19 protein-coding genes and 1 pseudogene are annotated in these 20,286 nt (G+C 74.4%); 12 read left to right on the top strand and 8 right to left on the bottom strand.

Translation table 11 applies throughout. The features are described 5' to 3' along the window. Positions 1-52: 52 nt before the first annotated feature. The gene (locus BJZ21_RS04115; RefSeq protein ID WP_179662584.1) at positions 53-1,342 is read left to right on the top strand and encodes a citrate synthase; all 1,290 of its coding nucleotides are present in this window, start codon (positions 53-55) and stop codon (positions 1,340-1,342) included. Next, positions 1,339-1,989 carry an HAD-IA family hydrolase gene (locus BJZ21_RS04110; protein WP_179662583.1) on the top strand — a complete coding sequence of 217 codons (651 nt, stop codon included), beginning with the start codon at positions 1,339-1,341 and terminating at the stop codon, positions 1,987-1,989. Before BJZ21_RS04115 ends, BJZ21_RS04110 begins: the two co-directional genes overlap by 4 nt. Before the next feature lie 14 nt (positions 1,990-2,003). Here BJZ21_RS04110 and BJZ21_RS04105 read toward each other — a convergent pair whose 3' ends face one another. Next, a complete protein-coding gene (locus tag BJZ21_RS04105) occupies positions 2,004-3,578 on the bottom strand; it encodes a long-chain-fatty-acid--CoA ligase (RefSeq protein ID WP_179662582.1) in 1,575 nt (524 codons plus the stop codon). Between the two features lie 290 nt (positions 3,579-3,868). Between BJZ21_RS04105 and BJZ21_RS04100 the strand changes: the two genes are divergently transcribed. Next, positions 3,869-4,963, top strand: a complete 1,095-nt coding sequence (locus BJZ21_RS04100; RefSeq protein ID WP_246298447.1) for a S1C family serine protease — start codon at positions 3,869-3,871, stop codon at positions 4,961-4,963. Positions 4,964-5,126: 163 nt separating this feature from the next. Here the strand turns inward: BJZ21_RS04100 and BJZ21_RS20775 are convergent, their stop codons facing one another. Both BJZ21_RS20775 and BJZ21_RS20770 read right to left on the bottom strand, forming a co-directional pair. Further along, positions 5,127-5,447 (bottom strand): DUF2249 domain-containing protein, encoded by a 321-nt coding sequence (locus BJZ21_RS20775; RefSeq protein WP_246298660.1) that lies wholly within the window; start codon positions 5,445-5,447, stop codon positions 5,127-5,129. A gap of 66 nt (positions 5,448-5,513) precedes the next feature. Beyond that, a pseudogene (locus tag BJZ21_RS20770) lies at positions 5,514-5,921 on the bottom strand (hemerythrin domain-containing protein); the annotation flags it as partial. Positions 5,922-5,985: 64 nt separating this feature from the next. Here BJZ21_RS20770 and BJZ21_RS04090 point away from each other — a divergent pair. Genes BJZ21_RS04090 through BJZ21_RS04080 form a run of 3 tightly spaced genes read left to right on the top strand, consistent with a single transcriptional unit; the run spans position 5,986 to position 10,477 of the window. Then, on the top strand, positions 5,986-6,693 hold the full coding sequence (locus tag BJZ21_RS04090; RefSeq protein WP_343051951.1) for a helix-turn-helix transcriptional regulator: 708 nt from the start codon (positions 5,986-5,988) through the stop codon (positions 6,691-6,693). Next, on the top strand, positions 6,690-7,784 hold the full coding sequence (locus BJZ21_RS04085) for a hypothetical protein (protein ID WP_343051950.1): 1,095 nt from the start codon (positions 6,690-6,692) through the stop codon (positions 7,782-7,784). Before BJZ21_RS04090 ends, BJZ21_RS04085 begins: the two co-directional genes overlap by 4 nt. Then, on the top strand, positions 7,781-10,477 hold the full coding sequence (locus tag BJZ21_RS04080) for a multicopper oxidase domain-containing protein (RefSeq protein ID WP_343051949.1): 2,697 nt from the start codon (positions 7,781-7,783) through the stop codon (positions 10,475-10,477). The genes BJZ21_RS04085 and BJZ21_RS04080 overlap by 4 nt, the downstream gene beginning before the upstream one ends. Here the strand turns inward: BJZ21_RS04080 and BJZ21_RS04075 are convergent. Both BJZ21_RS04075 and BJZ21_RS04070 read right to left on the bottom strand, forming a co-directional pair. After that, positions 10,410-11,447: a GNAT family N-acetyltransferase gene (locus BJZ21_RS04075; protein WP_179662578.1), complete on the bottom strand. Its 1,038-nt coding sequence runs from the start codon at positions 11,445-11,447 to the stop codon at positions 10,410-10,412. The two genes, BJZ21_RS04080 and BJZ21_RS04075, sit on opposite strands and share 68 nt — an antisense overlap. After that, positions 11,444-13,189 (bottom strand): ATP-binding cassette domain-containing protein, encoded by a 1,746-nt coding sequence (locus tag BJZ21_RS04070; RefSeq protein ID WP_179662577.1) that lies wholly within the window; start codon positions 13,187-13,189, stop codon positions 11,444-11,446. Before BJZ21_RS04070 ends, BJZ21_RS04075 begins: the two co-directional genes overlap by 4 nt. Positions 13,190-13,446: 257 nt before the next feature. On the opposite strand from BJZ21_RS04070, the gene BJZ21_RS04065 reads away from it, so the two are divergent. The 6 genes from BJZ21_RS04065 to BJZ21_RS04040 all read left to right on the top strand — a co-directional run bounded on the left by BJZ21_RS04065 (position 13,447) and on the right by BJZ21_RS04040 (position 17,653). Further along, positions 13,447-13,776 carry a hypothetical protein gene (locus BJZ21_RS04065; RefSeq protein ID WP_179662576.1) on the top strand — a complete coding sequence of 110 codons (330 nt, stop codon included), beginning with the start codon at positions 13,447-13,449 and terminating at the stop codon, positions 13,774-13,776. Position 13,777: 1 nt separating this feature from the next. After that, complete coding sequence (locus BJZ21_RS04060) at positions 13,778-14,716, top strand: FAD:protein FMN transferase (protein ID WP_179662575.1); 939 nt, start codon at positions 13,778-13,780, stop codon at positions 14,714-14,716. Next, entirely contained in the window at positions 14,713-15,288 is a 576-nt protein-coding gene (locus BJZ21_RS04055; RefSeq protein WP_179662574.1) for a ferric reductase-like transmembrane domain-containing protein, read from the top strand. Before BJZ21_RS04060 ends, BJZ21_RS04055 begins: the two co-directional genes overlap by 4 nt. Then, positions 15,285-16,442: an NADH-ubiquinone oxidoreductase-F iron-sulfur binding region domain-containing protein gene (locus BJZ21_RS04050; RefSeq protein WP_179662573.1), complete on the top strand. Its 1,158-nt coding sequence runs from the start codon at positions 15,285-15,287 to the stop codon at positions 16,440-16,442. The genes BJZ21_RS04055 and BJZ21_RS04050 overlap by 4 nt, the downstream gene beginning before the upstream one ends. Further along, positions 16,439-16,642 carry a ferredoxin gene (locus tag BJZ21_RS04045; RefSeq protein ID WP_179662572.1) on the top strand — a complete coding sequence of 68 codons (204 nt, stop codon included), beginning with the start codon at positions 16,439-16,441 and terminating at the stop codon, positions 16,640-16,642. The genes BJZ21_RS04050 and BJZ21_RS04045 overlap by 4 nt, the downstream gene beginning before the upstream one ends. A gap of 69 nt (positions 16,643-16,711) precedes the next feature. Continuing rightward, complete coding sequence (locus BJZ21_RS04040) at positions 16,712-17,653, top strand: phosphatase PAP2 family protein (RefSeq protein ID WP_179662571.1); 942 nt, start codon at positions 16,712-16,714, stop codon at positions 17,651-17,653. A gap of 32 nt (positions 17,654-17,685) precedes the next feature. On the opposite strand, the gene mgrA is transcribed toward BJZ21_RS04040, so the two are convergent. The 3 genes from mgrA to truA all read right to left on the bottom strand — a co-directional run bounded on the left by mgrA (position 17,686) and on the right by truA (position 20,259). After that, entirely contained in the window at positions 17,686-18,729 is a 1,044-nt protein-coding gene (gene mgrA, locus BJZ21_RS04035; RefSeq protein ID WP_179662570.1) for an L-glyceraldehyde 3-phosphate reductase, read from the bottom strand. A gap of 79 nt (positions 18,730-18,808) precedes the next feature. Beyond that, a complete protein-coding gene (locus tag BJZ21_RS04030; RefSeq protein ID WP_179662569.1) occupies positions 18,809-19,405 on the bottom strand; it encodes a methyltransferase in 597 nt (198 codons plus the stop codon). Next, a complete protein-coding gene (gene truA / locus BJZ21_RS04025; RefSeq protein WP_179662568.1) occupies positions 19,402-20,259 on the bottom strand; it encodes a tRNA pseudouridine(38-40) synthase TruA in 858 nt (285 codons plus the stop codon). The genes BJZ21_RS04030 and truA overlap by 4 nt, the downstream gene beginning before the upstream one ends. Positions 20,260-20,286: the final 27 nt, after the last annotated feature.

The raw sequence follows: 20,286 nt of genomic DNA, 5'->3' as shown, positions 1-20,286 counted from the left end.
CCTCACGGACCCTGGATTCGCCCCGCTGGAGGCATGGGACTAGGTTGACGGGGTGACTGATTCTCTCACCGTCCGTGACAACCGCACCGGACAGGAGTACGACGTCCCGATCACCGACGGCACCGTCCGGGCTGCCGACCTCGGCAAGATCAAGGCGGGAGAGGACGGTGGCGGCCTGGCGGTCTACGACCCGGGCTTCGTCAACACCGCCTCGTGCCGCAGCGCCGTGACCTACATCGACGGCGACAACGGGATCCTCGAGTACCGCGGCTACCCCATCGAGCAGCTCGCGGAGAAGTCCAACTTCCTCGAGGTGGCGTACCTCCTGATCCACGGCAGCCTGCCCTCGAAGGCGGAGTACGACTCGTGGGTCCACGAGATCACGTACCACACCTTCGTGCACGAGAACATCAAGACCTTCATGGAGGGCTTCCGCTACGACGCCCACCCCATGGGGATGCTGATGGCCTCGGTCGGCGCGCTCTCGACCTTCTACCCCGACGCCCGCAACATCTCCGACGCCGACAACCGGCACATGCAGATCGTCCGGATGATCGCGAAGATGCCCACGCTCGGCGCCTGGTCGTTCCGCCACGCGCAGGGCAAGCCGTTCGTCTACCCCGACAACGAGCTGTCCTACACGGCCAACTTCCTCTCGATGCTGTTCAAGATGAGCGAGAAGAAGTTCGAGGCCGACGAGCGCCTGGTCAAGGCCCTCGACGTGCTGTTCATCCTGCACGCCGACCACGAGCAGAACTGCTCGACCAACGCCGTGCGGTCGGTCGGCTCCTCGCAGGTCGACCCGTACTCCGCGGTGGCCGCGGGCGTCGCCGCGCTCTACGGCCCGCTGCACGGTGGCGCCAACGAGGCGGTGCTGCGGATGCTGCGCCGGATCGGGTCGAAGGAGAACATCCCCGCCTTCATCCAGGGCGTCAAGGACGGCAACGAGCGGCTGATGGGCTTCGGCCACCGGGTCTACAAGAACTACGACCCGCGCGCGAAGATCATCAAGAAGGCCTGCGACGACGTCTTCGAGGTCACCGGCGTCAACCCGTTGCTGGAGATCGCCCAGGAGCTGGAGAAGATCGCGCTGGAGGACGAGTACTTCGTCAGCCGCAAGCTCTACCCGAACGTCGACTTCTACTCCGGCCTGATCTACGAGGCGTTCCAGTTCCCGCCGGAGATGTTCACGGTCCTCTTCGGCATCGGCCGTACGCCGGGCTGGCTGGCCCAGTGGCTGGAGCTGACCCAGGACAAGGAGCAGAAGATCGCTCGTCCGAAGCAGATCTACACCGGCGACCGGAAGCTGGACTTCGTGCCCGCCTCCGAGCGGTGGAAGTGACCGACCCGAGCAACCACCCCACGACCCCGGACGGCTCGCCGTCCGGGGTCGTGTGGGATTTGGGCAACGTCCTGATCGACTGGGACCCGTTCGGCGCGATCGCCGCCGGCGTCGGCGTCGAGGAGGCGCGAGCGTTCCTGGAGGCCGAGGACTTCGACTTCCACGCCTGGAACCACGGCCCCGACTCCGGGCAGCCGTGGGAGGAGGCCGAGGCGCAGGTGCGCCGTACGCACCCGCACTGGGCGCCGCACGCGCTGGCCTACCGCGCCCACTTCCCCGCCTCGCTGCGCGGGGAGGTGCCGGGCAGCGTGGCGCTGGTGCGCGAGCTGCACGCGGCCGGGGTGCCGATGTGGGGCCTGACCAACTGGTCCGACGAGCTCTACCACGCCCACGCTCCCCGGCTCTTCGACTTCCTTGCGCTGCTCGAGGACGTCGTCGTCTCCGGCACCGAGGGCCTGGCCAAGCCGGACCCGCGGATCTTCGAGGTGGTGCGCGCCCGCACCGGCCGGGACCTGGGCCGGCTGGTCTTCGTCGACGACCGGGCCGCCAACGTCGAGGCCGCCGTGGCCGCCGGCATGGACGGGATCGTCTTCACCGACGCCACGCAGCTGCGACTCGCGCTGCGCAAGCGCGGCCTGCCGGTCTGAGCCGCCGCGCGGGCTCACACGACGGCGCGGTCGTGCCCCTGCCAGTACGGCGCCCGCAGCTCGCGCTTGAGGATCTTGCCGGTGGGGTTGCGCGGCAGCGCCTCGAGGACGTCCACCGACCGCGGGCACTTGAAGTGGCCCAGGTGCTCGCGGCAGTGGGCGATCAGCTCCTCGGAGGTGGCCGCGGCCCCCGGCTTCAGCGCCACGACCGCCTTGACCACCTCGCCCCAGCGGTCGTCGGGCACGCCGATCACCGCGACCTCCATGACCGCGGGGTGCTCGGCGAGGACGCGCTCGATCTCGGGTGAGTAGATGTTCTCGCCGCCGCTGATGATCATGTCCTTGAGCCGGTCCTCGATGAAGACGAAGCCCCCCTCGTCGACCCGGCCGATGTCGCCGGTGCGGAACCAGCCGTCCTCGGTCACCACCCGCGCGGTCTCCTCGGGCTTGCCGAGGAACCCCCGCATCAGCTGCCGGGTCCGCAGCCAGATCTCACCGTGCTCGCCGGCCGGCACGTCCTCGAGGCTGGCCGGGTCGACCACGCGGACCTCGACCCCGGGGATCGGCTGCCCGGCCGACTGGAGCCGCTCGGGGTGCGCGGCGTCCCGGTGCGCCTCGGGCATCAGGTGGGTGGCGACGCCGGCCACCTCGGTCAGCCCGTAGACCTGGATGAACTCGGTGTCCGGCCAGGCCTCCATGGCGGCGCGCAGCAGCGGCAGCGGCATCGGCGCCGCGCCGTAGGTGTAGGTCTTGAGGCGGCCGAACAGCGCGACCGCCTCCGGGCCGGCCTGCAGGACCTGGGCGAGCACGGCCGGCACGAGGAACGTGCGGTTCGCGCCGGCGAGGATCGCGGCGGCCAGCGACGGCCCGTCGGGGTCGCGGGTCATGACGCTCGGCACGCCGTCGTGCAGCCCGAAGAGGATGTACGACGAGCCGCCGACGTGGAACAGCGGCATCGAGACCATGTTCTTGTCGCCCGGCTCGAACTCCCACCCGTCGTGGGCGTTGAGCGTGTGCTCGACCATGTTGGTGTGGCTGAGCAGCACCCCCTTGGGGTGGCCGGTCGTGCCCGAGGAGTACATCACCAGGCAGGGGTCGTCGGGGTCCACCTCACTGCCGCGGCCGACGGGCGTCGACGCGGCGAGCCAGGCCTCGTACTCGTCGCCGTCCCCGCCGTCGGGGGTCACGACGAGGACCCGCTCCACCCGGGGCAGCCGGTCCCGCAGGCGCTCGACCAGCGGCGCCAGCTCGGCGCCGACGACCAGCACCCGGGCCCCGCTGTCGTTGACGGCGTAGTCGACCTCGTCCCCGGCCAGCCGCCAGTTGATGATCGCGTTGGCCGCACCGAGCGAGCCGGCCGCGAGCGTGGTCTCGACGCAGGCGGGGTGGTTCCGGTCGAGGAACGCCACCACGTCGCCCCGCCCGATGCCCAGCGCCTGCAGGCCGCCGGCGTTGCGGCGCACCCGGTCGTGCCACTCCGCCCAGCTCCAGGTCCGGCCGAGGTAGGTGAGGCACTCCCCGTCGGGGTTCGCCTCCGCCCAGTGGGCCAGCCGGTCGTCGACGAAGCGGGGCGCGGGGGCGGCGGTCATGGGCCGATTGTGACGCAGGCCACCGCCCACGACAACGCGCGGCCGGGTTCTTCACTTGCGTGCAGCCCAGTCTCAGGAATGTCACAGGAGCGCACGGCAATCTCGTACTCATGACCGACACTCCCTCCGTCCCGTCCTCGAACGAAAGGCCGACCCCCACTCCGCCGTACGGCGCGCGTCCCGCTGGGCCTCCCCCGGGACAGCCGCCCTACGTCCCCCCGGGCGGCTCCCCCCTGCCGCCCGCCGGCGGCGCGCCGCGCGGTCGGAGCGGCCGGACGCTCGCCGCCTCGATGGTCGCGGCGTCCCTGTTCGTGGGCGGGGCGGCGGGAGTGGCCGGCGCCGCCGCCTGGGACCAGTGGGGCGGCAACGGCTCCGGCCCGGGCGGTGGCACCACGACGGCCGCCACCTCGCAGGTGGTGTCCGCGCCGACCCAGCCGGCGCCCGACGGCTCGGTGCAGCAGGTCGCCCAGGAGGTGCTGCCCTCGGTGGTGAAGATCGACGTGGCCGGCCCCCAGGCGGCGGGCTCGGGCTCCGGGATCATCCTGTCCGCCGACGGCAAGATCCTCACCAACAACCACGTGGTCGCGATCGCCGGCCAGTCCGGGCAGATCGAGGTCTCGTTCAACGACGGCTCGACCGCCCCGGCCAAGATCCTCGGCACCGACCCGCTCACCGACACCGCGGTGATCCAGGCCCAGGGCGTCAGCGGCCTGACCCCGGCCACGATCGGCAACTCCGGCGACCTGGCCGTGGGCCAGGTCGTGGTGGCGGTCGGCTCGCCGTTCGGGCTGGAGTCCACCGTGACCAGCGGGATCGTCAGCGCCCTGAACCGGCCCGTCGACGTGGGCTCGGACAGCCAGGGCAACAGCACCGTCTACCCCGCGATCCAGACCGACGCCGCGATCAACCCGGGCAACAGCGGTGGCCCGCTGGCCGACCTCAGCGGCCGCGTCGTCGGCATCAACTCCTCGATCCGCACCGCCGGCCAGACCACCGCCTCCGGCGAGTCGGGCTCGATCGGGCTCGGCTTCGCGATCCCGATCGACGAGGTGATGCCGATCGTGCAGCAGATGGAGAACGGCGAGACCCCGACGCACGCGCGGCTGGGCATCTCGGTCTCCGACGCGGCGACCACCGGCCGGCTCGACCTCGGCGAGGGCGCCCAGGTCCGCGCGGTCAGCACCGCCTCCACCGCCCAGAAGGCGGGGCTGCACACCGGGGACGTGATCACCAAGGTGGACGACCACCAGATCACCGGCGCCGACTCGCTGGTCGCGACGATCCGCGCCTACCGCCCCGGCGACAAGGTGACGCTCACCTACCAGCGCGGCGGCAGCAGCCACACCGTCCAGCTCACGCTGGGCTCCGACGCCACCGCCTCCTGACGGGAGACCGAGCGCGTCACGACGCCGCCAGCCCGGCGTCCGCCCCTGGAGAGGGGAAGCGGGACCCACTCGTCCGACCGGACGGGGCGGGTCCCGCTTCTCGTGGCCGCCCCGCCGAGCCGGGCACCGCGGGGCTCGGCGGGCGCGCGCGATCCTCGGTCGCTCAGGCGTCGCGGCGGACGAGCTGCAGCCGCCAGGCCTCCGGCCCCCGCTCGAGGTAGGAGACCTCGAAGGCCCCGGGGGCACGCTGCTCCACCTGCGCCAGCAGCGGCAGCGGGTCGTGGGGCGCGACCAGCACCAACCCGCCGCCGGGGTGGACGGCGTCGAGCGCGCCGAAGATCGTGGCGTGCCGGATCGCGTGCGGCACGGCCCGGGCGTCGAGCTCGGGATAGCCGGCCGCATCGACCTCACCGCACGTGCACGTGTGACCCGCCCCGGCGCCCGCGCCCTCCCCACCCGCATGCTCGCGCGCGTCGCCGCCCAGCAGGTCGTGCATCCCTTCGAGCAGCCCCGCGAGCGAGACGTCCGCGGCGGCGACCAGCAGCGGCAGCACGAGCTCGTTCTCCTTGGCCAGGTGCGACTCGAAGAGCTCGAGCAGCGCCCGCGCGACGGCGGCGGCGCGCACCGGCTCGGTCGCCGCGGCCAGCTCCTCGACGAGCCGGACGATCACCTCGTGCTCACCGACCATCCCGTCGACCAGCAGCCGGCCCTCGGTCAGGCCGTGGGCCGCGGGGTACATCGTCTTCTCCTCCGCCAGGGCGTGCGGGACCAGCTCCTCGCGGCACCAGCGCACCAGCGCGGCCCGCGCGGGTTCCGCGCCGTCCCCGCCGCTCACCGCCGCCGCCACCACCCGCTCCACGGCCAGGCGCAGCGCGCCGGCCAGCTGCGCGTGGTGCTGCTCGACCGCCTCGGCTGCGGCGGCGTCGGCCCGGCTCGTGGCGATGATCAGGTTGTCCATGTCGACCTCCGTACCTCGAGCCGCCGCCTTGGCGGCCCATCAACAATTTACTACACTCTATCCCGTGGAAAATAAACTGGTCCCCCCCTCGGACCTCGGCCCTCGTCCGGCCCGGCCGGCCAGCCGACCGGGGCGGACCACCCGGAGCCGCACCGCGCTGCTGGAGCTGCTCGAGGCGCAGCCCGAGCCGACGACGCTGGCGGCCCTGGCCGCCAGCACCCGACTGCACCCCAACACCGTGCGCGAGCACCTCGAGGGCCTCGAGGCCGAGGGGTTCGTCGAGCGCCACCGGGCGGCGCCGGACGGCCGGGGTCGCCCGGCCTGGCTCTACGCGGCGACCGCCGCGCCCGCCTCCCCGGAGTACGCCGGCCTCGCCGTCACCCTCGCCTCGGCGATCCACCGCACGAGCCCCGACCCGGCCGAGGACGCCGCGGTGGCCGGCGCCGCGTGGGGGCACGACCTGGCCCGCGACCACGGCCGGCCCGACCGCACCGGCGCCGTGGCCGCCCGCCGCGAGGTGGTGGCGCTGCTCGACGAGGTCGGCTTCGCCCCCGAGGCGGACGCCCGGGCCAACCAGGTGCGTCTCACCCGGTGCCCCCTGCTCGAGGCGGCGCACCGGCACCCGGACGTCGTCTGCAACGTCCACCTCGGCCTGGTCCGCGGGGCGCTGGACGAGTACGACGCCCCCGGGGCGGAGGTGACCCTGGTGCCGTTCGCCGAGCCCGGCGCCTGCCGCCTCGCGATGCACCACCGCCGCGGGGAGCGGGGGTGAACCTCCGCGGGTTCCTGCTCGTCCCCGCGGGTGCGGCCATGCTGGCCGGCCTCGACGCAGCACTGCAGATGCTCGACCTGCCCGCCCCGGTCGCCACCGACCGCCTGCCGCAGGTGCACGGGATGCTGATGGTGCTGGCCTTCGTGGGCACGCTGATCAGCCTCGAGCGAGCGGTCGCGCTGCGCCGCCGCGCCGCCCTTGCCGCTCCCGCGCTGCTGGGCACGGGCGGGCTGCTCCTGCTCAGCCCCGCTCCCCTCGTCTGCGGGAGGATCGCGCTGGTGCTCGGTGCCGCCGCCCTGGTCGGGGTCTACGTGCCCCTGTGGCGGCGCCAGCGCGACGACGCGGTGCTGGTGCAGGCGCTGGGCGCGGTGCTCGCGACCGGCGCCGCCGCCCTGTGGCTCGGCGGCGTCGCGATGCCGCTGCTCGTCCCCTGGCTCGTGGGGTTCGTCGTCCTCACCATCGGCGGCAAGAGGCTCGAGCTGGCCCGCATCGCGATGGGGCCGGCCGCCGGCTCGACGCTCGTGCTGCTGTCCTCGATGATCGCCGCGGCCGTCGGCCTGGCGCTGCTCGTGCCCCGCGCGGGGTCGGTCCTGCTCGGCGTCGCCCTGCTCGCGCTCACGGGCTGGCTGGCTCGGCACGACGTCGCCCGGCACACCGTCCGGGGCGACGGGGCCGCCCGCTTCATGGCCCTGGGCATGCTGGGTGGCTACTTCTGGCTCGCCGTCGCCGCTGGCACGTGGCTGTTGGGCGGTCCCGCGACCTCAGGGGCTCGCTACGACGCGGTGCTGCACGCGGTGTTCCTCGGCTTCACCATCTCGATGGTGATGGCGCACGCGCCGGTCATCCTGCCGGCGGTCCTGCGCCGGCCGCTCCCCTACCGCCCGCACCTGCTGGCGCCCCTCGCGCTGCTGCACGCGTCGCTCGTCGTCCGGGTGTGGTGGGGCGACGCGCTCGGCTCGACCCTCGCCTGGCGCGCCGGCGCCGCGATCAACGTCGCGGCGCTGCTGGGTTTCGTCGGGGTCGCCGCCTGGGCGGCCACGCGCGGTGCGGCGCGTCCACCCCAGAGGGTCGCGCGCGAGGTCGCCGCGTGAGCACCTCGGTACGCCGCTTCCGCCCGCTGCGCGACCTGCCGGCCCTGGGGTGGCTGCTCGCGGTGCTCGGGGTGGCGTTGGCGCACCCGGTCGTGCCCGCGCCCCGCTGGCTGATGATCCACCTGCTGCTCCTCGGGGCAGCCACCCACTCGATCCTGGTGTGGAGCCAGTACTTCGCCGAGGCGCTGCTCCACACCAGGGCGACCGAGGCGGCGGTGCGGGCGCAGGACCGGCGGCTGGTGCTGCTCAACCTCGGCGCGCTCCTGGTCGTCGCCGGCGTGGTGTCGGCGCACTGGCCGGTGACGATCATCGGCGCCACCGCAGTGGTCACCGCCGTCGCCTGGCACGGGGCGGCGCTGCTGCGGCGGCTGCACCGGGCGCTGGGATCGCGCTTCGCGGTCACCGTGCACTACTACCTCGCCGCCACGTCCCTGCTGCCGGTCGGCGCCCTGCTCGGTGTGCTCCTGGCCCACGGGCCGGGCGAGGAGTGGCACGCCCGACTGATGCTGGCCCACACGGCCGTCAACGTCCTCGGCTGGCTGGGCCTCACCGTCCTCGGCACGCTCGTCACGCTGTGGCCCACGATGCTGCGCACCCGGATCGCCGAGGGCGCCGAGCGCGCCACGCGCCGGGCGCTGCCCGTGCTGGTGCTCGGCGTCGTGGTCACCGCCGGGGCGGCGCTCCTCGGCCTGCGCCCGCTGGTCCCGGTGGGCCTGGCCGGCTTCCTCGCGGGCCTGGGCGTCCTGGCCGTGCCCTTCGTGGACGCCGCGCGCCGCAAGCCTCCCGCCGGTTTCGCGACCTGGTCGGTGCTGGCAGCCGTCTCCTGGCTGGCCGGGTCGCTGGCCTTCCTCACCGTCGCGACCGCGACCTCCGACTCCTGGGGGGCGCTGCACGAGCGTCTCGGCTGGACCACCCCGGCGCTGGCCGCGGGCTTCGCCGCGCAGGTGCTGCTCGGCGCGCTGTCCTACCTCGTCCCGGTCGCACTCGGAGGCGGCCCGACGCCGGTGCGAGCCGCCAGCGCCGAGCTCGACCGGGGCTGGCCGCTGCGGATCGTGGTCACGAACGCCGGTCTGCTGCTCTGCTTCCTGCCCGTGCCTCCCGTGGTGCGCGTCGCCTCCTCGGCCCTGGCCCTGGCCGCGCTGGCGTCGTTCGTCCCGCTGCTCCTCCGCGGCCTCCGGGCCAGCCGGCGGCAGCGCGACACCCCGGCCACCGAGCGCCCACCCACGGGGCAGCCGTCCCGGCCCCGCGGTCAGGTCGGCGGCCTGGCCGTCACCGGACTCGCCGCCACCCTGCTCGCGGTGGCGACGGGGGTGGCGGTCGATCCGTCGGCGCTGGGACGCGCCGGCCTGCCCGCGTCCGCCGCGGCGGGCGTCGCCCCGACCGGGCACACCACACATGTCGTGGTCCGGGCCGCCGACATGCGCTTCACCCCCGATTCACTCGACGTGCCCGCCGGGGACCGGCTCGAGATCGAGGTCCGCAACACCGACGACTCCGACGTCCACGACCTCGTGCTCGACTCGGGCCAGGACTCCGGGCGGCTCCTCCCCGGCGAGTCGGCGCGGGTGGTCGTGCCCGTGGTCGGCCGCGACGTCGCCGGCTGGTGCTCGGTGCTGGGCCACCGCCAGATGGGCATGGTGCTCGCCGTGCACGTGCGTGGCCAGCAGCGGGCCCCGGACCGGGCCGTGCCCGCGATGCCCGGCATGCCCGCGTCCGCCCCGAGTGACGGCGGCCCGCCGGCCGATGGCCGGGGCGACGCCCGGATGGATCCGAACGCCGACCCGGGCCCGGGCTTCCGGGCGCACGACGCCGCGCTCGCACCCCTCGGTCCCGGCCGCGTGCACCGGCGGACCCTCCGGATCTCCGACGTGGTCACCCCGGTGGCGGCGGGGGTGACCCAGCGGTTGTGGACCTACGGCGGCTCGGCGCCGGGGCCGGTGCTGCACGGACGGGTCGGCGACCGGTTCGTGATCACGCTCGTGAACGACGCCTCGATCGGCCACTCGATCGACTTCCACGCCGGGTCGGTGGCACCCGACGCGGCCATGCGCACGATCCCGCCCGGCGGCCGGCTGGTCTACCGGTTCACCGCGCACCGCTCGGGGATCTGGCTCTACCACTGCGCCACGATGCCGATGTCGGCCCACATCGCCAACGGCCTCTTCGGCGCGGTGGTCATCGACCCTCCCGGACTGGACCCGGTGGATCGCAGCTACCTGCTGGTGCAGTCCGAGCTCTACCTCGGCCCGCAGGGCCGGGAGCTCGACCTCGGGAAGCTCGCGGCCGAAGAGCCCGACGCGGTGGTCTTCAACGGCTACGCCGACCAGTACGACCACGACCCGCTGCGCGCGAGCGTGGGTGACCGGGTGCGGTTCTGGGTGCTGGACGCCGGGCCGGACCGGCCCAGCTACTTCCACGTCGTGGGTGGCCAGTTCGACACGGTCTTCCGCGAGGGGGCCTACGCGCTGCGGCGCGGCAACGCCGAGCACGGCGGGTCCCAGGTGCTCGACCTGGGGCCGGCGCAGGGCGGGTTCGTGGAGCTGACCTTCCACCGGCCGGGCCACTACCCGTTCGTCTCGCACCTCATGACCGACGCCGAGCGCGGCGGGCACGGGGTGGTGGAGGTCAGTCGCCGAGCCGCTTCTGCAGCTCGCCCAGGCGGGCCACCGGCCGGTAGCCCATCAGCTCGTTGACCGCGATCATCGGGGTGTTCACCTCGGCGTTGTAGGTCATCACCTGGCGCACGGCCGGCCAGCCCTGCTGGAGCAGCGTCAGCGTGGCGAGCTTGAGCGCCAGCCCCAGCCGGTGCCCGCGGTGGTCGCGCCGGACGAGCGTGCCCCACTGATAGGCCCGCTCGGGCTCGTGCACGGTCGTCGCCAGGTCGCTGTAGGCGACCACCTCGGCGGCCCGCGTCAGCGCGACGGCGTTGATCTTGGTGCGCCCCTGCCGGGCGGTCAGCGTCTCGTCCTCGCGGTAGGCCGCCAGGTCGGCGGCGCGCGGCTCCAGGTCGAGCCCGCCCACCGGCGCCTCGGTGTCGATCGACGCCTCCAGCTCGACCCACCCGCGGACCAGGTCGTCCGGCACCGGCCCCACCCAGGCGCGCACCTCGTAGTCCGCGTGGTGCGGGGCCGCCGCGTCCCGCAGCGCCGCCAGCCGGTCCTCCGCGACCGGCAGCTCGAGCATCCGCTGCACGTCGGAGATGCCCAGGTGGTAGCCGTGCCGCCGGGCGAACTCGGGGCCCGCCCGACCGGCCCCCTGCGGGCCGGCCGTCCAGGGCCAGGACGCCTCGGCGGACATGACCGTGCGGCCGGCCTCCCGGGCCCGGCCCTCCAGGTGCGCGAGCAGCTGCGACCCCAGGCCGGTGCGGCGCAGCGCCGGGTGCACGTGGACGTCGAGCTCGGCGCGGTGCCGGTTGTCGAGCAACGGCAGCGTGAGCAGGCCGGCCGCCACCACCTCGCCGTCGCGCAGCCCGGCGTACGCCGTGAGCGCCTGCCGGCGGCCGCGCTCCTGCACCATCACGCGCAGCTCCTCGTGCTGCCACGGGACCGCGACCGGGCCCAGCTCTTGGCGCGCCGAGGCGGCGTAGACCGCGTGCCAGGCGGCGATCGTGGCGTCGTCGGCGGGGTCGACCTCGACGACCTGCAGCTGACTCCTCGGGTTCATCGGGCGCGGACCACCCGCCCCTCGTCCCACACCGGCTCGGGGGTCTCGTAGACCTCGCCGTCGGCGCCGTAGACGAGGAAGCGGTCGAAGCCGCGGGCGAACCACCGATCGTGGGTCACCGCGATGACCGTCCCCTCGAAGGACTCCAGGCCCTCCTCCAGCGCCTCGGCCGACTGCACGTCGAGGTTGTCGGTGGGCTCGTCGAGCAGCAGCAGCGTGGCGCCGGAGAGCTCCAGCAGCAGGATCTGGAACCGCGCCTGCTGGCCGCCGGAGAGCGACTCGAAGCGCTGCTCGGCCGCGTGCGCGAGCTCGTAGCGGTCCAGCACCCGGCTGGCCTGCTCCCGGCCCATCCCGGCTCGATGCTCGTCGCCGCGGTGCAGGATCTCCAGCAGGGTGCGGCCGACCAGCTCGGGGTGCTCGTGGGTCTGCACGAACCAGCCCGGTCGCACCCGTGCGCCCAGCTTGGCCTTGCCGGTGTGGCGCACCGGCGCGATCGTCGCGTCGGACGGGCCCTCCGGGCCCCCCACCGGCCGGTGCTCGACGTCCGGGTCGGAGCCACCCGCGGCCAGCAGCCGCAGGAAGTGGGACTTCCCCGAGCCGTTGGAGCCGAGCACGGCGACGCGCTCGCCGTACCAGACCTCGAGGTCGAACGGCTTCATCAGCGCCGTCGGCGCCGCCTCACCGCCCGGCCCGTCGGCGGACCCGCCGGCGGAGATCTCGAGGTGCTCGCAGACGACCGCCCGCTTGCCGGTGCGGCCGCCGGTGAGCCGCATCCGCACCTGCTGCTCGCGCGGCTGCTCGGTGGGCGGCCCGGCCTCCTCGAACTTGCGCAGCCGGGTCTGCGCGGCCTGGTAGCGGCTGGCCAGCCCGTCGTTGTACGCCGCCTTCTGCTTGTACATCAGCACCAGCGCCTTGAGCTTGGCGTGCTCCTCGTCCCAGCGCCGGCGCAGCTCCTCGAAGCGGGCGAACCGGTCGCGGCGCGCCTCGTGGTAGGACGCGAACCCGCCCGGGTGCGTCCACACCTGGTTGCCCGCGCTCCCGAGCTCGACCGTCACGACCCGGGTGGCGGTGTTGTTCAGCAGCTCGCGGTCGTGGCTGATGTAGAGGATCGTCTTGTCCGACTCCCGGATCCGCTGCTCGAGCCAGATCTTGCCGGGCACGTCGAGGTAGTTGTCCGGCTCGTCGAGGATCAGCACCTGGTCGGGCCCCTGCAGGAGGTACTCCAGCACCAGCCGCTTCTGCTCACCCCCGGAGAGCGTGGGCAGGGCGCGGTACTTCGCCCGGTCGAAGCGCACGCCCAGGGCCGCGGTCGTGACCTTGTCCCAGATCACCTCGAGGTCGTAGCCACCGGCGTCGGCGTACTGCGAGAGCGCCTCGGCGTAGGCCATCTGGATCGGCTCGCTGTCGTCGTCCATCAGCCGCAGCTCCTGGGTCGCGACCTCGTGCGCCCACGTGCGCACGGACATCGGCGCCACCGAGAGCAGCAGGTCGGCCACGGTCTCGTCGGCACCCCCGTGCCCCACGAACTGCCGCATCACGCCGAGGCCGCCGCTGCGGGTCACCACGCCGGCGTGCGGCTGGAGCTCGCCGGCGATGATCCGGAGCAGGGTGGTCTTGCCGGCGCCGTTGGCGCCGACCAGCGCCACCTTGGCGCCCTCCCCGACCCGGAACGACACGTCGTCGAGCAGCACCCGCCCGTCCGGCAGCTCGAACCGGACCCCGGCCACGTCCACATGTCCCACGTCGCACGATTGTCCGTCATCACCCCCGCCCCCGGCATCCCGTTTACCCGTGGTGCGCATGTTGAGTTGGGCCGAACCCCGGGTTGAGTTGGGCCCCGTCCCGGGTTGAGTTGGGCCCCGCCCCGGGTTGAGTTGGGCCAAAACCCCGGGTTTGGGCACCCGGGCGGGCAGTAAGGGAACGCGAACCGGGTTCACAGGGAGGGCACAGGGACCGGGGTCAACCTGGAAGCACGCCCAACCCGAGGAGTGAGGCACCCATGACCTCCGACCGCAACGACCGCATCCGCCGCATCCGCACCGTACGACGCTCCCTCGTCGTCGGCGCCGTCACGGCGTCCCTGGGCGTGACGGCGGCCTGTGGCCTGGCGACCCAGACGACCAGCGCCTCGTCCGGCACCGGCACCGGGACCCAGTCCGGGCAGTCGGGCCTGGCCGGGACCAACCACCGGGCCGGCAAGCAGGGCGTCCGGCAGGGCACGAACCTGCAGCGCAGCCAGCAGCCCCAGCAGACCCAGTCCTTCCAGCAGGTCCCGGCGCCGCAGCCGGGCTCCGGGTCCGCACCGCAGGCGCAGTCGAGCGGCTCCTGAGATGGCCGCGCCGTCCCTCGGCCACGCGCCGGTCGCGGCCCGCGACTGGGAGCTGTGGAGCACCCGCGCCCGCCTGGTGGTGACCGACCGGGCCGCGCTGGAGCCGGCCCTGCTGCTGGTCGACGACCTGCTCGCGGAGATCGAGCTGGCCGCCAGCCGGTTCCGCCCCGACGCGGAGGTACGCCGGCTCCGGCCGGGCGCCGACGGCTCGGTGCTGGTCTCCCCCGTGCTGGCCGACCTGCTCGCCGCCGCGCTCGAGGACGCCGACCGCACCGGCGGGGCGGTCGACCCGACCGTGGGCGCCGCCCTGTCGGGCCTCGGCTACGACCGCGACATCCGCCTGGTCGAGAGCGGTCCGCGGCTCGTCGCGGTCGTCCGGCCGGTCCCCGGCTGGCGGGTGCTGCGGCTGGACGGCCGCCGGCTGCGCCTGCCCGAGGGCCTCGAGATCGACCTCGGCGCCACCGCCAAAGCGGTCGCCGCGGACCGCGCCGCAACCCTGGTGGCCGAGCGGCTCGGCGTGGGCGTGCTGGTCAGCCTGGGCGGCGACATCGCCACCGCAGGGCCGGCCCCGGCCGGCGGCTGGCAGGTGCGCGTCCAGGACACCGACCGCGACCCCGCCAGCCAGATCGCCCTGGCCGCCGGCACCGCCCTCGCCACCTCGAGCACGGCCCGGCGCACCTGGCGCCGGGGCTCCGAGCAGCTGCACCACATCGTTGACCCGCGCACGGGTCGCAGCGCCGACCCGGTGTGGCGGACCGTCAGCGTCGTCGCGGCCAGCTGCCGCGACGCGAACGCCGCCGCCACCGCCACGATCGTCAAGGGCCGACACGGGCTGGCCTGGCTGGAGGCCCAGGGCCTGCCCGCCCGGCTGGTCGACCGCGACGGCACCGTCCACCTGTGCCACGGGTGGCCGGTCGAACCCGAGGGAGACGCGGCATGAGCGCGCTCGGCAACCAGGCCCTGTGGGACCTCGGCCGGGGCACCGGCATCGTCGCGCTGGTGATGTTCACGATCACGCTGGTCCTCGGCGTCCTCACCCGGTCCGGACGTCCGGTGCCCGGCCTGGGCCGGTTCGGCGCCAGCGACGTGCACCGCACCGCCGCCCTCACCGGCACCGCGCTGGTCGCCGTGCACGTCGGCTGCCTCTACCTGGACCCCTACGCCCAGCTGCGGCTGGTCGACCTGTTCCTGCCCTTCCTCGGCGCCTACCGGCCGCTGTGGCAGGGCCTCGGCACCCTCGGCGTCGAGCTGCTCGGCATCATCACGGTCGTCAGCCTGCTGCGGCACCGGGTGGGGCCCCGGGTCTTCCGGGCCGTCCACTGGCTGACCTACGCGTTCTGGCCGGTGGCCCTGCTGCACGCGCTGGGCAACGGCACCGACGCGGCCACCCCCTGGTTCCGAGGCGCCGCCGTCGTCTGCATCGCCGCCGTCGGGCTGGCGGTGGCCTGGCGCGTCGCCCCGTCGTACGCCGGCCGCGGCTGGCACCGCACTCCCCGGAAGGTCGCCCGATGAGCACCATGGCCACGCCCGACACGCACCGGCTGCTCGCCGCCACGCCGGCCGAGCACCCGCCCCGGTTGACCCTGGAGCAGCTGCTCGGCCTGGTCGAGGACGCCGGGCTGACCGGTCGCGGCGGCGCCGGCTTCCCGACCGCGATCAAGGTGCGGTCGGTGGCGGAGGGGCGCCGCCGGCCGGTGCTCGTCGGCAACGCCATGGAGGGCGAGCCGCTGAGCAAGAAGGACGCCGTGCTGCTCACCCGGGTGCCGCACCTGGTGGTCGAGGGCCTGGCGGTGGTCGGCCGCGCGATCGGCGCCCGCCGCCTGGTGCTGGCGATCGGTCCCGACGTGCACCCGGCGGCGGCCGAGGAGGCCGCCCGGGGCCGCGGCGTGGAGGTCGCCCGCCTCGACGGAGGCTTCGTCGCCGGCCAGGAGTCCGCGCTCGTCAACCAGCTCGGCGGCCGGCCCGCGGTGCCGAGCGACCCGCTCGTCCGGGTCACGACCCGCGGGCTCGACGGGCGCCCCACCCTGGTCCTCAACGCGGAGACGCTGGCCCAGGTGGCGCTGCTGGCCAGGCACGGCGCGGACTGGTTCCGCCGGGTGGGGACCGAGGAGGACCCCGGGACCTCGCTGTTCTCGATCAGCGGCGCCGTCGCGCACCCGGGCGTGGTCGAGGCCGGGCGCGGCACCCCGCTGTCCCGGGTGCTCGCCCCTGCCGAGCCGGATGCTCCCGTCGCGGTGCTGGTCGGCGGCTACCACGGCGCGTGGGTGCCGGGCTGGGCCCTCGACACCCCGCTCACCGGGTCGGCGCTGAAGGAGTACGGCGCCACCGTCGGCGCCGGCGTCCTGCACGTGCTGGGCCCGAACACCTGCCCGATCCGGGTCGCCGCCGACATCGCGGCCTACCTGGCCGGTGAGTCGGCCCAGCAGTGCGGCCCGTGCCTGAACGGGCTGCCCCGGATGGCCGAGGGGCTGCGCCGGCTCGCCCGCCGGGCCCCCGACCCCGGCCTGCCGGCCGAGATCGACCGGATGCGGCTGCTGGTGACCGGCCGCGGCGCCTGCGCCCACCCCGACGGGACCGCCCGGATGGTCGCGAGCACCATGCGGGTCTTCGCCCCCCACGTGGACCGGCACCTGGCCGGCCACTGCGGGCTGGAGGGACATCGATGAGCCGACTCCACGTGGACTGGACCCGCTGCGACGGCCACGGCGCCTGCGCCGAGCTGGTGCCGGAGCTGCTGACCAGTGACGAGTGGGGCTTCCCCCTCAGCCGGACCGGCGAACGCGACCCCGTCGTACCTCCCCACCTCGAGGAGCTCGCCGAGCACGCGGTGCGCACCTGCCCCCTGATGGCGCTGCGCCGGGTCTGAGCCCGGACCACCCGGTCCTCCCACATATGGGGGGTGAACGGCGGCCCCGCGTCTGCCTAGCGTCGAAGCATGGCGTCGGCGTCGCCGGAGGTCGCACGGCGGGGACGGGCCCGGGCACCCGCCACGCCGGCGTGGCTGCGAGGCACGACGATGTCGGCGTACCTCGGCCTGCTCGTGCTCTGGACCGTCGAGCTCGGCGTCCCCCGCCAGGTCTTCGTGGTGTTCGGCTGGCTGTGGCTGGCCACGGTCGCCTGGAACGCCCGTGCCCGGCCCAGCTACCACCTCGCGTTCCTGCGCGACTGGTGGCTGCCGCTGGTCGCGCTCACGGCCTACATGTACAGCCGCGGGGTCACCGACGACCTCGGGATCGCGCCGCACTTCTCGATGCCGGTCGTCGTCGACCGCTGGCTCGGCGCCGGCGTCACCCCCACCCAGCGGCTCCAGGAGGCCTGGTGCGGGACGCCGTGCCACCGCCACCTGCCGCCGCGGTGGTACGACGTGGTGCTCACCAGCGTCTACCTCTCGCACTTCCTGACCGGGCTGACGCTGGCGACGGTGCTGTGGGTCCGCAACCGGGTCGAGTGGGTGCGCTGGATGCGCCGCTACCTCACGATCAGCTTCGCGGCGCTGGCGATCTACGTCGTCTACCCGATGGCGCCGCCGTGGCTGGCCGCCCGCGACGGCTACCTCCCCGACGGGGTGCACCGGCTGACCGGGCGCGGCTGGTCCGACCTCGGGCTCGGCCACCTTGACCTCGCGCTGCGGGGCATCGGCAACCCGGTCGCGGCGATGCCCTCCCTGCACGCGGGCATGGCGTTCCTGCTGGCCCTCTACGGCATCCAGCGGCTCCGGTCCCGGGCGCGCTGGCTGCTGCTCGCCTATCCCGTCGTCATGGCGGTCGCCCTCGTCTACGACGGGGAGCACTACGTCGTCGACGTGCTGGCCGGGGCGCTGCTGGCCGTGCTGGTGCTGCTCGGCGCCGGGCTGTGGGAGACCGCCCGCGGCGACTGAGACCGGCCGCCGGCGGCCCCCCCCGGGCGGGGTCAGTCCTCGGTCTGCTTGGCCCAGAGGTTGACGCCCGAGTCGACCGCGTCCTTGTCGATCGCGGCCAGCTCCTCGTCGGTGAGCGGGGGCCCGGCGAGCGCGTCGAGGTTGGTGTCGAGCTGCTCGACCGAGCTCGCGCCGATGACCGCCGAGGTCACCCGCTGGTCGCGCAGCACCCACTGCAGCGCCAGCTGGGCCAGCTTCTGGCCGCGCTCCTCGGCGATCTGGTTGAGCCGCCGGACGTGGCCGAGCACGGTCTCGTCGAGGTGCTCGCCGGGGATCGTGGACCCCTGGCGCGCGGCGCGCGAGTCCTCGGGCACGCCGCCGAGGTACTTGTCGGTCAGCAGCCCCTGCGCCAGCGCCGTGAACACGATGCAGCCCATCCCCTGCTGCTCGAGCTCGTCGAGCAGCTCCTCCTCGATCCAGCGGTTCAGCAGCGAGTAGGACGGCTGGTGGATCAGCAGCGGCGTGCCCAGCTCGCGGGCGATCCGCGCCGCCTCTCGGGTCTTCGAGGCGGAGTACGACGAGATCCCGACGTACAGCGCCTTGCCCTGCCGGACCGCGTGGTCCAGCGCCATCATCGTCTCCTCGATCGGCGTCTCGGCGTCGAAGCGGTGGCTGTAGAAGATGTCGACGTAGTCCAGGCCGAGCCGCGTCAGCGACTGGTCCAGCGAGGCGAGGACGTACTTGCGGGAGCCGCCGCCCTGGCCGTAGGGGCCCGGCCACATGTCGTAGCCGGCCTTGGTGGAGACGACGAGCTCGTCGCGGTAGGGCTTGAAGTCGTCGCGGAGGTAGCGCCCGAAGTTCTCCTCGGCGCGGCCGTACGGCGGGCCGTAGTTGTTGGCGAGGTCGAAGTGGGTCACGCCCCGGTCGAAGGCGCGGCGCAGGATCGCGCGCTGGGTCTCCTCGGGCCGGTCGGTGCCGAAGTTCTGCCACAGGCCGAGCGACAGGGCGGGCAGCTTCAGGCCACTGCGCCCGGTGAAGCGGTACTGCATGCCGGTGGCGTCAGTGTCGTAACGGTTGTCGGCGGCTTCGAAGGTCATGGCGCCATCCTGCCCGTGGGGCCGCGACGGTGAACCTGCGCGGTCCCCCGGCGGAGCCGGACGGTGACGCGCGCCTCGGTCACTCCCGACGGCTCTCCAGCACCCGGAAGCCCTTGGCGCTGGCGAGCCGTTCGGTCGGGTAGCCCTGCTCGCCCAGCCAGCGCTGCAGGGAGTCGGCGCCGAGGTTCTTGCCGACCACCAGCACCGCGCGGCCGCCGGGCACCAGCCGCGGCAGCCAGGTCAGCAGCAGGTCGTGCAGCGCCTGCTTGCCGATCCGGATCGGCGGGTTGGACCAGATCTCGTCGTACGTCGCGCCCGGGTCGACGCCGGCGGCCGTGGTGGCGGTGAACCGGTCGGCGACGCCGAGCGCCGCGGCGTTCTCGTTGGCCAGCAGCACCGCGCGCTCGTTGACGTCGAGGCCGGTGACCACCGTGTGGGGGGCGGCGACAGCGATCGCCAGGCCGATCACGCCGTACCCGCAGCCGAGGTCGAGGACCCGGCCGGCCGCCGGCGGCTCGGTCTCCCGGAGGAGCACGGCCGTCGCGTGGTCGAGGTGCCCGCGGCTGAACACGCCCGCGCCGCTGGTGAGCCCGAGCTGGTGCCCCCAGGCCTCGCAGGTGAAGGACTCCCGCGCGAACGGCGTCTCCGGGTCGGCGGTGAAGTAGTGCTCGTTCACGGCGCTCCTGTCTCCTCGACCGCTCCCACTGGGGTTCTCCTCGCCCGGGTCCGGTCGGCACGGGCGGCGAGCTCCTCGTCCGCGGGGTAGGCGACCTCCTCGAGCGTGAGGCCGTGCGCGTGCGCCACGCTCACCGCGGGGTCGCGCTCGCGGGCGCTCAGCTGCTCGCCGGCCCACGTGACCGGGCGGCGGCCCTCCCCGATCGCGAGCAGGCAGCCGACCAGGGCCCGCACCATGCTGTGGCAGAACGCGTCGGCGCGGACGGTGGCCACGGCGACGCCGGTCGCGTCCCGGGACCAGTCGAGGCCCAGCAGGGTGCGGATCGTGGTGGCGCCCTCGCGCCGCTTGCAGAAGGAGGCGAAGTCGTGGTGGCCGACCAGGTCGGCGGAGGCCGCGTTCATCAGGCTCAGGTCCAGCGGTCGCGACCAGGCCAGCACGTGGCGCCGGGCCAACGGGTCGACGACGGCGGCGTCGTCGGCGACGCGGTAGGCGTAGCGGCGCCACAGCGCCGAGAACCGGGCGTCGAAGCCCTCGGGGACCGTCTCCGCACGGCGGGCCCGGACGTCGGGCGGCAGGATCCCGTTCAGCCGGCGCAGCAGCGCGGTCAGCGGCGGGTCCTGCGAGCGCCCGGCCGAGGCGGCCAGCTGCTCGGCGGCGACGTCGAGGTGGACCACCTGACCGCGCGCATGCACACCGGTGTCGGTGCGCCCGGCGCACACGACCGAGACCTCCGGCACGCGCAGCGCCGTCGCCAGCGCCGCCTCGACCTCACCCTGCACGGTCCTCAGCCGTGGCTGGGCCGCCCAGCCGTGGAAGTCGGTGCCGTCGTAGGCCAGGTCGATCCGGATCCGCACGCCCGCATCCTCCCATCGCGGTCGTCA

The organism is Nocardioides panaciterrulae (assembly GCF_013409645.1).
Classification (GTDB): Bacteria; Actinomycetota; Actinomycetes; order Propionibacteriales; family Nocardioidaceae; genus Nocardioides; species Nocardioides panaciterrulae.
The sequence above is the reverse complement of the archived record's forward strand: the minus strand, read 5'-3'. Positions and strand labels throughout refer to the sequence as shown.

Coding starts and splice junctions, on each gene's coding strand:
- BJZ21_RS04040 (WP_179662571.1), top strand. CDS start 16,712: ATGGCGTCGGCGTCGCCGGAGGTCGCACGGCGGGGACGGGCCCGGGCA.
- mgrA (WP_179662570.1), bottom strand. CDS start 18,729: ATGACCTTCGAAGCCGCCGACAACCGTTACGACACTGACGCCACCGGC.
- BJZ21_RS04075 (WP_179662578.1), bottom strand. CDS start 11,447: ATGAACCCGAGGAGTCAGCTGCAGGTCGTCGAGGTCGACCCCGCCGAC.
- BJZ21_RS04065 (WP_179662576.1), top strand. CDS start 13,447: ATGACCTCCGACCGCAACGACCGCATCCGCCGCATCCGCACCGTACGA.
- BJZ21_RS04045 (WP_179662572.1), top strand. CDS start 16,439: ATGAGCCGACTCCACGTGGACTGGACCCGCTGCGACGGCCACGGCGCC.
- BJZ21_RS04055 (WP_179662574.1), top strand. CDS start 14,713: ATGAGCGCGCTCGGCAACCAGGCCCTGTGGGACCTCGGCCGGGGCACC.
- BJZ21_RS04050 (WP_179662573.1), top strand. CDS start 15,285: ATGAGCACCATGGCCACGCCCGACACGCACCGGCTGCTCGCCGCCACG.
- BJZ21_RS04060 (WP_179662575.1), top strand. CDS start 13,778: ATGGCCGCGCCGTCCCTCGGCCACGCGCCGGTCGCGGCCCGCGACTGG.
- BJZ21_RS04100 (WP_246298447.1), top strand. CDS start 3,869: ATGGTCGCGGCGTCCCTGTTCGTGGGCGGGGCGGCGGGAGTGGCCGGC.
- BJZ21_RS04105 (WP_179662582.1), bottom strand. CDS start 3,578: ATGACCGCCGCCCCCGCGCCCCGCTTCGTCGACGACCGGCTGGCCCAC.